This window comes from Nocardia rhizosphaerae (assembly GCF_042650365.1).
GTDB classification, from domain to species: Bacteria; Actinomycetota; Actinomycetes; order Mycobacteriales; family Mycobacteriaceae; genus Nocardia; species Nocardia rhizosphaerae.
Genome location: NZ_JBHSBA010000003.1, coordinates 165,376 through 177,451 on the forward strand (window position 1 = coordinate 165,376; position 12,076 = coordinate 177,451).

The following is a 12,076-nucleotide window of genomic DNA, read 5'->3' on the forward strand; positions in this document are numbered from 1 at the left end:
CGGCGCGGCACCACCGCCGCCGACGAGGGGCGGCATCACGGTGGCGACGGGCGCACGGTCAGCGTCAACGAGCTGCTGCGCCGCCGCGAGGACGACGCCGAATAGCAAAGTGGCTCGGTGCGTGGCCGGACTGCAGCACTGCCGGACGCACACTCGGCCGATACCGAGCGACGCGGTCGGTGCACGGCTCGCGCGCTCGCAAGCACGCAGCGATAAGGACAGAGGCGCGCACTCGCGAACCTAGGTGAGCGAGGTATCGCCGAGTGATTCGGCAAGCGCGCGAAGCAGATTCGCCAGCGCGGCGGAGTCACCCGCGGACAGCTCGCCGAGCAGCCGCCGCTCATTGGCCATGTGCAGGGGCAGCACCTCGTCCACCAGGGCGCGGCCCTTGTCGGTGAGCTGCACGCGGACCGAGCGACGGTCCACGGCGTCAGGCACCCGCACCACCAGGTCCTTGGCGGCCAGTCGGTCGATGCGGTTGGTGATGGCGCCCGAGGTGACCATGGCCGCTCGGTTGAGCGCTCCGGCGGTGAGTCCCTCCGGGCCGCCGGAACGGCGCAGGGTGGCGAGCACGTCGAACTCCCAGAACTCCATGCCGTGACCCTTGAAGAACTCGGTGAGGTCGCGTTCGAGCACCCGTGACAGGCGGGTGATCCGCCCGACCACCGCCATCGGGGCAACATCCACGTCGGGTCGCACCTCGCCCCACGCCGCAATGATCTGGTCGACCGCGTCACCCATCGTCACTCCTCCCGGAAATAATCTCAACATCAAGATACTTGACGTTGAAGTACTTGCCTGCTTTTATTTCAACATTGAGATTATCAATGAGGAGCGAAGCTATGACCACCGCGCGAGCCGGAGCGGCTACCTACCCCGGCACCCTCGCCCTGACCGCACTCGCCCCGCTGGTATGGGGCTCCACCTACGCCGTCACCACCGAGTTCCTGCCGCCCGACCGCCCGCTGTTCACCGCGCTCATGCGCGCGCTGCCCGCCGGACTGCTCCTGCTCGCCGCCACCAGGGTGCTGCCGCGCGGCACCTGGCTGTGGCGGGCGGGCGTGCTCGGCCTCCTCAATATCGGCGCGTTCTTCCCACTGATGTTCCTGGCCGCCTACCGGCTGCCCGGCGGTGTCGCCGCGGTGCTCGGCGCGGCCCAACCACTGTTCGCGCTCGGACTCGCCGCACTGCTCCTCGGCGAAAAGCCCACGGCCCACAAGGTTTCCGCCGGCGTGATCGGACTGTTCGGCGTGGCGCTGGTGGTATTGAAGGCCACCGCGGCCCTCGACACCGCCGGGGTACTCGCCGGTCTGGCCGGTGCGGTGTCCATGGGCGCCGGCACCGTGCTCACCAAACGCTGGGGCCGCCCGGAAGGTGTCGGGCCACTCACCATGGCGGGCTGGCAACTGGCGGCGGGCGGACTGTTGCTGCTGCCCGTCGCCCTCCTGCTCGAGGGTGCGCCGCCGGCACTGGACGGTCGCGCCATCGGCGGCTATCTCTACCTCGGCATCCTCGGCACGATCGCCGCATACGCCCTCTGGTTCCGCGGCCTCACCCGGATGCAGGCCGGTTCGGCGGCGCTGCTCGGCCTGCTGAGCCCTATCTCAGCCGCCGTCATCGGCTGGCTGGCCCTCGGTCAATCTCTCACTCCGATCCAGGTTCTCGGCATCTTCATCGCGCTCGGCGGCACGGTGCTCGGTCAACTCGGCGCCACCGAACAGTCGCGCAGGGCCGAACCCGTCGCAACGACGAAGCCGGTCCCGAGCCAGGTCGCGCGGCCGCGGTCGCCGAGCGACGAACCTTCGCCTGCCCGCTGACCACCGATCTCGCCGCTCCCGATGGAGCCCACATCTACTCATGAGAGGAAATCCCCATGCTCATCACGGTTTTCGGAGCAGCTGGCGATGTCGGCAGTCGCGTCGTCGCGGAGGCGCTGGCGCGCGGACACCGGGTGCGCGCCATATCCCGCGATCCCGAACGGCTACGTGGACTGCCGGACCGGGTCGAGCCGCGGGCCGGAGACGCGTCCAGCCCCGACCAGGTCATCGCGGCCGCCGCCGGGACCGACCTGGTGATCGGCGCGACGCGCCCGGTCCCCGGTCACGAGCACGAGCATGCCGAGGTCGCGGCCGCTCTGTTGGAAGGATTGTCCGGCAGTGGAATTCGGCTGCTCGTCGTCGGCGGTGCCGGCAGCCTCCGCGTCGCAGGGACCGGGAAGACGCTGCGCGAGCAGCCGGACTTTCCCGATCACCTCCAGCCGATCGCCACCGCCTGCGACCAGCAGCTCGCGGTGTTCCGTGCGGCACAGGATGTTTCGGTGGACTGGGCCTACCTCAGCCCGCCTGCCCTCCTCGAACCCGGCGAGCGGACTGGACGCTACCGCCTCGGCACCGACGAGCTCCTCGTCGACGCGGAAGGGAACTCCAGCATCTCGATAGCGGATCTCGCCGTCGTCCTGCTCGACGAAGCCGAACGCCCCGAACACCACCGCACCCGGTTCACCGCCGGATACTGACCGAACCATCGCGATCGGGCGCTCCGCACCGCCCACCGCCATCGGCCGAGCCCGAGTACAGCAACACCGCGTGGGCGCACGGTCTCTGCCGATTTCCGGAGGCGCCGTGATTCACTCACCGGCGGCCTCGCTCGATCGCGTGCCAGGGGCTGAATCGGCGAACGCACGGGCATACCGGGTTCCGGTGAGCAGCAGCAGGATTCCGACCACCAGGAAGGCCGCGACACGGACCAGGCCGGAGAGGGTGGCCAGGTCGAACAGGAACAGTTTGGCCAGTGCGGCGGCCGCCACCAGCAGTCCCGCGACCAGACACACCTTCGCCACCGCGGGCGCGTCACCGATCCGGCGCAGACCGTAGAACAGCGAAACGGTCGCCGCCGCCATCCAGACGATGGTCGCGATGCTGTGGCCGAGTACGAAACCGTCTGCCGCGCCGAGGGTCACTCCCAGCGATACCGCGGCGACGAGCACGGAGTACAGGCCGCCGACGCTCACCGCGATCCACACCACGGTGACCAGCGTCCGGTCCCGCCAGCCGGGAATGCGCGGCACGGTCCAGGCCACCATCGCCGCGACGCCGAGGCCGAGCACCGCGGCGACCGCCGTCGCCAGATCGAGTCGCTGATCGGCGAGGCGCTGCTGTGCCAGCGTTTCCGGGTCCGCCATGGCCATGAGCACACAGCCGCCGAGTGCCGCGAACGCGAGGCCGAGCCAGGCACCGACCTTGGTACCGGTTGTGGCGGCGACGGCGAGGAAGGCGAGGGCGACCGCGCCGAGCACCGTCGGCAGCAGACGCGGGGCGGCGCCGGTGCCGCTGACACAGGTCAGCAGCAGGGCGACCGCACCGGTGAGCGCCGCGACCAGCGTCGTATGCCCTGGCAGGCGGTACGCGAAGGCGGGGACGAGCGCGGTCGCGGCGATGCCGAGCAAGACAGCCGCAGGCACGCCGGTGATCGACGCGGCCGCCACTCGATCGAACAGAACCGCGACAGCGAGCACCGGCAGCGCGGTGAGCGCGATGGTGACGCTCGCGGTGATGTCGCCCGTGGTGCGCCGGACCGCGAGGACGGCACCCACCAGCCCGACCACCGCGCTCACGACCACCGCGGCGAGCAATCCGCCGCGCCCGACCACCTCGTCACCCGAGAGCGCGGCGGCGAGACCGTTCAGCGCGATCATGGCCAGCGCCGCCAGCACCACGGGCAGGGTGCGCGCCACATGCAGGACCGGCCAGTCCCGTCGTAGCTGCACGGGCACGCCCGCCGCCTGCAAGACCACCAGGAAGCCGAGCAGCAGGAGCTCGATCGTCAGCACCGGCGACAACACCGCGGCACCGAGCACCACCCCTACCGCCAGCGGCTGCGACTGCCACCGCATCGCCAGCCCGACCCCGCCGAGCGCTACCGCGAGGGCCGCGGCCAACCCGATCCCCGCGGGCACCCAGTGGTAGTACGCGGTCACCGCGACGACGTTCAGATAGCCACCCGCGATCCCGGTCGCCACCAGCGCGATACCACCGACCCGGCCACCCGGCCTGCCGAACACCCGCCACCCGGCCCCCACCAGAACCGCCGAGAAAACTCCCCCCGCAACCACTCTGGCCACCGGCCCGAAGAACCCGGCCTGCGCGGCGAGCACCAGCAACATCAGCACACCGATGAGCGTCACCCCGACCCCGGCCACCGCGAGCGCCCGCGAGATCACTCCTTCCCGCTGCCACCACGGAGTCCGCGGCGCACGAGTGGCCCGCGGGCCGGGACCCCCGCCCCAGGCCATCGGCTGCCCCGCGTAGCCGGGTCGATACGAACCGCCTTGCGGCACGGGACCCATCGGCTGCCGACCGTGCGCCGGCACGCCCGGTGCGATCGCGCCACCCCATCCGCCAGGAGCTATCGGCGCGCCACCAGACCAGGGCCCCTGCGGGGTCAGCCCAGCTGCCCCACCGGGCCCGAACGGCGCGCCTGCGGGCATCCCACTCGATGACCCGGCTCCACCAAGCCCCCCTACCGGCGGGCCCGTCACTACCGGACGCCCCGCACCCCCTTCCGGCACAACCTCATTCGGCAGCTGCCGCGCCTGACCGCTCGACATGTCCCGAGCACCGCTCTGGCCGCCGGTCACCAGCTGGGTCCCACCGGACGGAGGCTCCGGCGTCCCGCCTTGGGCGACCGTTCGGTCGCCGAGGCCGCTCGGAACGGCGGAATCGGTACGCTCCGGTTTCGTACGCGGGCCGGCCATCGCTCCCGAGGTGTCCACAGACCGTCGCGACGCGGGGTCGGCGGGTGCCGTCACATCGCCGAGACCGCCGTTGACCTGCGCTGTTTCCCCCTGAAGCTGGGCGCGCAGCAGATCCAGGTCGGCTCCGAGGCGGCCCATGCCTGCGCCGAGGGTGGTGAATTCACCCGAGAGGCGGGCGACGAGGTCGGGATCGATCGACGTACTCATGCCCCTATGGTCGGCGAGCGCGGGCGCCGTGACATGAGTAGAAACACCCGGTGGGGTGTGGGACTCCTACGCGAGAACTCCTCAGCCGCCCAGCAGCCGACGCCACTGCACCATCAGCGGATACTTCGCGGTGATCGAGCCGAAGCGGACACGGCCGTGCACGACCAGGTGCAGCGGGCCGATCGGCGGGCCGGTGCGGACCTTGTTGCTGATGCTGGAGCCGATGAGGTCGACACCGTTGAGATCGACGGTCGCGGCGGCGGGCACCACCAGGGTGATGCTGGTGCAGTAGTCGTCGACCTTGATCTCGACGACCTGGGTCTGCATGACCGCCTCGGTGAAGTCGAGGGTGACCCCGGACATGAGGTTGTTCAGGTGCAGCACCGGCGGTACCTGCCACGGACCGCGCCGGTGCACGCCGGACAGGCGGCTGCGGATCAGGCCAGGCACCGAACCGCCGGGCGGGACCGGGCGCGGACGTGGCATCGCGGCGGGCTGGGGCGCGCCCGCCACCCGCATACCTGGCAGGTCGACGAGCACGGCGTTGAGTTCACCGCGGGTCTTCGCGGCGAGCGCGGTGTCCATCCGTTCGGTGAACTCGCCGAGCGAGAGCATGCCGAGCCCGACGGCACGTTGCAGCAACTGGCCGACGTGCTCGCGCTCGGCGTCGGAGACGCGCAGGTCGCGGTCGCCGACGGGGCCGAAGGCCGTGGCGCCGGGTGGGGAGAGGGATTCGGGACCGCCCATGTCATCGAGGGTAGCGACGGGAGCGCGGGCGGCGCATCAGGGCAATCCCCTAATTCCCGCAGCCAACGCCCGCTATTCGAGCCCCTGTTCGATGGCGTATCTGGTGAGTTCGACCCGGTTGGCCAGCTGCAATTTGCGCAGCGTCGCCTGCACATGGTTCTCCACGGTGCGATGCGACAGGCTCAGCCGCGCGGCGATCTGCTTTGCCGACAGGCCCTTGGCGACCATTCGCAGCACCTCCGTCTCCCGCTCGGTCAGCGAAGGACGGTGTGGTTCGTCGGTGGCGGGCGCGGTCGCCATCCGCCGGTATTCGCCGAGCACGAGCCCGGCCAGGCCCGGCGTGAACACCGGCTGGCCTGCGGCGGTGGCCCGCACCGCGTCGACGAGCTCGGCGGCCGAGGCGCTCTTGACCAGATACCCGCTGGCCCCGGCCTTGATGGCGTCGAGCACGTCGTCGCGTTCGGCCGACGCCGACAGCACGAGCACCCGGCTGTTCGGCGACACCCGCAGCACCTCGGCGGTGGCGGTGGCCCCGTTGCCGTCGGTGAGCTGCATATCCATCAGCACCACATCGGGCCGCACGGCGGCGGCACGGCGGGTGGCGGTACCGACACCGTCCGCGGTGGCGGCCACGGCGAAGCCCGCCTCGGCGAGGTCACGGGAGACACCCTCGCGCCACATCGGGTGGTCGTCGACCACCATCACCGAGATCTCCTGGTCGGCCATGCCGCTCCTTCGCTCAGCGCGCCGGTTGGCGCGGAATGCGGAACTCCCATTCGGTGCCGAGGTCGTCGCCGGTCAGCAGGTCGGCGGTGCCGCCGAGTTCGCGGATCCGGCCGACGATCGACCGGGAAACCCCCATCCTGCCCTCGGCCTCCGCCGCGGCCAGCCTGCCCGCCGGGATCCCGGTGCCGTCGTCGCGCACGCTCACCACCAGCATGTCACCGGTGTCCTCCAGCAGCACATACGCTTTCGCGTCCGGTCCGGCGTGCAGCCCGACATTCGACAGCGCGGTGGCGACGGCCGCGGCGATCTCGTGCGCGACCACCCTGCCGACCGGTACCGGATCGCCCGGCGTCGCTACCGTCACCCGTGGCCTGGCTTGCGCGGTCAGCAGCGCACGCAGATCCACTTCGGCCGCACCGGAATCGGACCGCTGTCCCTGCTCGGAGAGCAATACCCGAAGAGCCACCTCCTGCTCCCCGGCCCGCTGCGCGAGTTCGGTTGCCGCGCCGCCGATCTCGGATCCGCGCCGTTTGATGAAGGCCAGCACCTGCAGTACCCCGTCGTGTACTTCGCGTGCGAGCCGTTCCCGTTCCTGCGCGGCGGCGGTGATCCGCAGCGCGCGTTCCAGCTGGCCCTGGGCCCGGCGGGCGGTATCGGCGGCGAGGCCGAGCGCGAGCCCGACCGACACCAGCACGGGCGCGGTCGCGTCGCCCCACACATCCTGTCCCCACTGGTCGCGCACCGTCACCACCACCGCCGACATGCCGAGCCCGGCGAATACCCCGGCCACCGGCCCGCGCAGAATCGCCATGGAGATCACCGCGTTCGCGATCCACAGGGTGGTCGGCAGGGTCTGGTGTCCGTGGTACCAGTCGTAGTCGGCGACCAGCCGGGTAGACGCGATCAGCAGCACGGTCACGATCTGGTCGCCGAGCACCACCCAGCCGCGGATCCGGCCGGTCGCGGCAGGGAAGTACCACTGCGACAGCAGCAACGCCGAGGTGCCCGACCAGATGGCCATCACCGCGATCAGGACCCAGCTCAGCCGGGGATGCTGGTAGTACGGCACCGAGGCGATCTGCTGGCCGATCGCGTACAGCAGGGTGACCAGCCGGAAGGCCTGGGCGGCCCGCCACAGGGGCGCGGTCGCCGCGTCGGCCGAACTCAGCTCAGCTGTGTGCGTCCGCATCGCCGGACTCCACCTTGCGTTCCTCCTTGCGCAGGGCACGGGTGAGATCGAAGCGCCCCGGCTCCGGCTGGTCGGGTTCGGCGGAGAAGAGTCTGCGGTCCTCGCCGCCGACCAGTTCCCCGTAGACCTCCTCCGGGCTGTCCGCGAGCAGATAGCGGATGGCGGTATTGCCCACCGCGATCAGCGGCACCGCGAGCAGCGCGCCCGCGATCCCGCCGACGACGAGACCCGCGGCGATCGCGAGCACCACGGCGAGTGGATGGATACTCACCGCGCGCCCGAGCAGCAGCGGCTGCAGCACATGCCCCTCCAGCTGCATCACCGCGATGATGATGCCGAGCACGATCAGCGCCGTCACGAAACCCTTGGTGACCAGCGCGATGAACACCGCGACGAACCCGGCGAAGAACGCGCCGATGATCGGGATGAACGCACTGATGAACACCAGTGAGGCCAGCGGAAGCGCCAGCGGCACGTGCAGGATCGCCAGGCCTGCCCCGATGCCGATCGCGTCGACGGCGGCCACGACGACGGTGGCGCGCACGAACCCGACCAGCGTGCCGAAGCCGAGTTCACCGGCGGTGCGGACCTTCTCCCGATGCGCGCTGGGGATGATCCTGGTGACGAAGTTCCAGATCTGGTCGCCGCCGTAGAGGAAGAAGATCAGGATGAACAGCACCAGGAAGGTGCCGGTGAGGATGTGCCCGATCGCGGTGGCGGTGGTGAGGGCACCGCTGGTCAGGCTCTCGCGGTTGTCCTGGATGGTGCGCACGATGGTGTCGCCCGCGTTTCGGATCTGCTGATCGCTCAGGTGAGCGGGCCCGTTGATCAGCCAGTCCTGCACCTTGTGCACGCTGTTGGTGACCTCGTTGGACAGACCGGGCACACCGTCGACGAACTGCTCGATAACGAAGGTCATGATCCCGGCGAGCAGCCCGATCGAGCCGATCAGGGCAACGAACACCCCGAGCGAACGCGGAATCCCCACCCGCTGCATCCAGTCGACCAGCGGTGCGAGCAGGGCGGCCGCGAGCAGTGCGATCGCCAGCGGGATCACCACGGTGGCGAACTTCTGCACCAGCATCCCCACCGCGAGCAGCGCGGCGAAGATGATGAGCAGCCGCCAGGACCACGCGGCTGCCTTGCGGACCAGCGGGTGCACCGCTTCCGCGTCCGAACGCCACGGCGCGGACGTCGGCGCGGCATCTACCTTCTGGTCGGTCACCCGAGAAAGCCTAACCGGCCGGATGCCGGGTAGAGCAGGGTCAGCCGGCCGACTCGCGTTCGCACCGGCGCGCCCCGGTCCGACTGGCGATGTCGTGACCCCACGCGGGGAAGCTAGATTGGTGGTCGTGTCGGCGCCCATGGAAGCGGTCAAACAGACCATGCGAACGCGCTGGCCGCTGTATCTGACGTCGATGCTGCTGGCCAACGCCTTCGGCGCGGTCCTCGTGTGGGCGTTCATCCAGTACGGGCTGCCGGTGCCGGAAGGCGAGGGCGGCGCCAGGCAGACCGGACTGCTCGCGCCCGCGGTGGTCTTCGGGTGCGCCGGGGTGCTCAGCATCGTCGCCTCAGCACTGATGTTGCGGCCGGTGATGCGCTGGCAGATGCGCGGTGGGCCGCCGAGCAGGCGTGAGCAGATGGCCGCGCTGCACGTGCCGCTGCGGCAGTCGATCGTGCACCTGGTGCTGTGGATCGTCGGCGGCGGGATCCTGGCAGCGCTGATCATCGTGGACTCGCCCGAGCTGGCGGGCGCGGTGATCGTCACCGAGTGCATGGCCGCCACTATCGTGTTCGGCTTCACCTACATGCTCGGCGAACGCATTCTGCGCCCGGTCGCCGCCGAAGCGCTGACCGAGGGCACCTTCGACCACACCCTTACCCCCGGCGTCGGCACCAGAATGGCCATGACGTGGGGCATGGGCACCTTCGCGCCGACCATTGCGATCGTGCTGCTGTGCGTCACCCAGATCTCCGCCGAGGTGAAGTTCTCGGCGCAGTCGCTCGCGGTCTCGATCCTGCTGCTGTGCGGCGTGGTGATCATGCAGGCGCTGGCGCTGTCGATGCTGACCGGCTCCTCCATCTCCGACCCGGTGCGCCAGCTGTCCCAGGCCATCGACCGGGTGCAGGCAGGCGCGCGCGATGTGCAGGTCGAGGTCTACGACGGCAGCGAGATCGGGCTGCTGCAGGTGGGCTTCAACCGGATGATGGAGGAGGCCGCCAAGCGGCGCAAGCTGCAGGAACTGTTCGGCCAGCACGTCGGCGAGGACGTGGCCCAGCGCGCACTCGACTACGGCACCGAGCTCGGCGGCGAGACCAGGTTCGTCGCGGTGCTGTTCGTCGACATGGTCGGTTCCACCGCCGCCGCGGCCGAACGCCCACCCACCGAGGTGGTGAGCCTGCTCAACGAGTTCTTCCGGGTGGTGGTCGACGTGATCGATCGGCACAACGGCTTCGTCAACAAATTCGTCGGTGACGCCGCCCTCGCCATCTTCGGCGCACCACTGGACCGCCCCGACGCGCCGAGTGCCGCGCTGGCCGCCGCCCGCGACCTGCGCGAGGCACTGCGCGAGGTGAGCAGCCTCGACGTCGGCATCGGCGTGTCGGCGGGCCTCGCGGTCGCCGGAAACATCGGCGCCGCAAATCGTTTCGAATACACGGTGATCGGTGACCCGGTGAACGAGGCGTCGCGACTCACCGAACTGGCCAAAGATCAACCCGGCCGCGTTCTCGCTTCGGGCAGCGCGCTGTACTTCGCCGACGAAAGCGAGCAAGACCATTGGGAGACCGGCGACGAGGTACAGCTGCGTGGCAGACGCAGGAAGACCCGACTGGCCTGGCCCAAGTCCGCGACCGCCGAAACCGGCGACGAGCAGTGGAAAGAGCTTCGTTCGTTAGGCTGAGACCGTGACGGCCGACGGCGACCTAGCAGGCGATCCCACTTCGCCCCCGGCCGGGCGCCGCCGCCGGTTCCGGTGGGTGAAATGGGTGCTCGGTGTGCTGCTGCTCGCCCTGCTCATCGGGGAGGGCGTCTATCTGTGGCCGCGGCTGCACGAGTCGTGGCGCACTCTCACCGAGATCCACTGGGGCTGGCTGGTGCTGTGCATCGTGCTGCAGGCGATGTCGATGAGCGGGTTCGGGCGGGTGCAGAAGCAGCTGCTGCACGCGGGCGGGGTGGACGTCAGCCAGCGCAAGTCGGTGTCGGTGGTGTACGGCGCGACCGCCATGTCGGTGACCCTGCCCGCCGGTCAGGTGTTCTCCACCGCCTTCACCTACCGGCAGACCCGGCGCTGGGGCGCGAGCCCGATCGTGGCGTCGTGGCAGCTGGTGTTCTCCGGCGTCGTCGCCGCGGCCGGGCTGGCCCTGCTCGGCATCGCGGGGGCGCTGCTTGTCGGCAATCAGATCGGCGGCAAGCTCATCGCGTCGCTGGTGGTGCTCGCGGTCGTGCTGTTCGCAGGCAACTATCTGGCTCGCCATCCCGGCACGCTGGAGGCGATCCTGCGCAAGGTGCTCGCGCTGGTGAACCGGATCCGGCGCAAGCCCGCCGATACCGGCATCGGCAAGCTCGCCGAGATCAGGAATCAGCTCGAGTCGGTCGACCTCGGCAAGAAGGACGGGGCACTGGTCGGCGTGTGGGCGCTGGTGCACCGGTTCGCCGACGTGGCGTGTCTCGGCGCGGCCTGCTACGCGATCGGTGCCGATCCGAAGCTGTCGGGGCTGCTCATCGCGTTCACCGCGGGCAAGGCCGTCGGTTCCATCCCGTTCGCGCCCGGCGGCATCGTCTACGTCGACGCGACCCTGATCTACGGTCTGACCGTCGGCGCGGGCCTGCCCGCGGCGCAGGCGGTGGCCGCGGCGTTCGTGTACCGGCTGGTGAGTTTCATCCTGGTCGCGATCGTCGGCTGGATCGTCTTCGCGTTCCTGTACCGCACCCCGCAGGCCGACGAAGCGGCCTACGAACAGGAGTACTTCTCCGCCTCGCCGCTGCAGGCCAGAATGCGGCGCGGCGAGACCGAAGCACCAGCAGGCGGATCGGCGGAACCGGACTGGCCCGATGTCACCGCAACGCGCGGATCGCGCCACGCCAGCCGAGCAGGAACAGCGCGAGCACGGTGGCGGCGACGATGACGAAGCTCACCGCCACGCCCTGATCGCTGACGGCCCGCAGCGTCATCCCGCCGACCAGCGTGCCAGCCCAGATGACGACTCCTGTCGGCCACAATGCGGTCGCGTCGAACCTCGTGCCGCGGGCGAGCACGGCCGCGATCGCCCAGCCGACGAGCAAGCCGATGCCGAAGGGCCACACGGTCTTCAGCAGACCGGCGAGCACGGCCTCGTCGTGACTGCGCCTGCCGATCGCACAGAAGATGATCACCAAGACGACATCGACGAACAGCGGCGCGAATCTCCTCACGTGAGCAGCCTAACGGCCGGCATCTGGCACCGAGAGCGGC

At 70.2% G+C, this 12,076-nt stretch carries 11 protein-coding genes; 4 read left to right on the top strand and 7 right to left on the bottom strand.

From position 1 onward, the window contains the following. Positions 1-240: 240 nt before the first annotated feature. Positions 241-741: a MarR family winged helix-turn-helix transcriptional regulator gene (locus ACFOW8_RS02290; protein ID WP_378544666.1), complete on the bottom strand. Its 501-nt coding sequence runs from the start codon at positions 739-741 to the stop codon at positions 241-243. Between the two features lie 101 nt (positions 742-842). Here ACFOW8_RS02290 and ACFOW8_RS02295 point away from each other — a divergent pair, with 101 nt between their 5' ends. After that, the gene (locus ACFOW8_RS02295) at positions 843-1,817 is read left to right on the top strand and encodes an EamA family transporter (protein ID WP_378544669.1); all 975 of its coding nucleotides are present in this window, start codon (positions 843-845) and stop codon (positions 1,815-1,817) included. A gap of 56 nt (positions 1,818-1,873) precedes the next feature. Next, positions 1,874-2,515: an NAD(P)-dependent oxidoreductase gene (locus tag ACFOW8_RS02300; protein ID WP_378544672.1), complete on the top strand. Its 642-nt coding sequence runs from the start codon at positions 1,874-1,876 to the stop codon at positions 2,513-2,515. Between the two features lie 111 nt (positions 2,516-2,626). Here the strand turns inward: ACFOW8_RS02300 and ACFOW8_RS02305 are convergent, their stop codons facing one another. The 5 genes from ACFOW8_RS02305 to ACFOW8_RS02325 form a co-directional block, all read right to left on the bottom strand. Continuing rightward, complete coding sequence (locus tag ACFOW8_RS02305) at positions 2,627-4,960, bottom strand: DUF2339 domain-containing protein (RefSeq protein ID WP_378544675.1); 2,334 nt, start codon at positions 4,958-4,960, stop codon at positions 2,627-2,629. Between the two features lie 81 nt (positions 4,961-5,041). After that, positions 5,042-5,707, bottom strand: a complete 666-nt coding sequence (locus ACFOW8_RS02310; RefSeq protein WP_378544678.1) for a DUF1707 SHOCT-like domain-containing protein — start codon at positions 5,705-5,707, stop codon at positions 5,042-5,044. Between the two features lie 72 nt (positions 5,708-5,779). After that, positions 5,780-6,433 carry a response regulator gene (locus ACFOW8_RS02315; RefSeq protein ID WP_378544681.1) on the bottom strand — a complete coding sequence of 218 codons (654 nt, stop codon included), beginning with the start codon at positions 6,431-6,433 and terminating at the stop codon, positions 5,780-5,782. Between the two features lie 13 nt (positions 6,434-6,446). Beyond that, the gene (gene macS / locus ACFOW8_RS02320; RefSeq protein ID WP_378544683.1) at positions 6,447-7,622 is read right to left on the bottom strand and encodes a MacS family sensor histidine kinase; all 1,176 of its coding nucleotides are present in this window, start codon (positions 7,620-7,622) and stop codon (positions 6,447-6,449) included. Continuing rightward, entirely contained in the window at positions 7,603-8,847 is a 1,245-nt protein-coding gene (locus ACFOW8_RS02325; RefSeq protein ID WP_378544687.1) for an AI-2E family transporter, read from the bottom strand. The genes macS and ACFOW8_RS02325 overlap by 20 nt, the downstream gene beginning before the upstream one ends. Before the next feature lie 139 nt (positions 8,848-8,986). Between ACFOW8_RS02325 and ACFOW8_RS02330 the strand changes: the two genes are divergently transcribed. Together ACFOW8_RS02330 and ACFOW8_RS02335 are read left to right on the top strand one after the other, a co-directional pair. Next, the gene (locus tag ACFOW8_RS02330; protein ID WP_378548395.1) at positions 8,987-10,525 is read left to right on the top strand and encodes an adenylate/guanylate cyclase domain-containing protein; all 1,539 of its coding nucleotides are present in this window, start codon (positions 8,987-8,989) and stop codon (positions 10,523-10,525) included. Between the two features lie 4 nt (positions 10,526-10,529). Beyond that, a complete protein-coding gene (locus ACFOW8_RS02335; RefSeq protein WP_378544690.1) occupies positions 10,530-11,750 on the top strand; it encodes a lysylphosphatidylglycerol synthase transmembrane domain-containing protein in 1,221 nt (406 codons plus the stop codon). Here ACFOW8_RS02335 and ACFOW8_RS02340 read toward each other — a convergent pair. Beyond that, a complete protein-coding gene (locus tag ACFOW8_RS02340; RefSeq protein ID WP_378544693.1) occupies positions 11,680-12,036 on the bottom strand; it encodes a DUF3054 domain-containing protein in 357 nt (118 codons plus the stop codon). The genes ACFOW8_RS02335 and ACFOW8_RS02340 overlap by 71 nt on opposite strands. Positions 12,037-12,076: the final 40 nt, after the last annotated feature.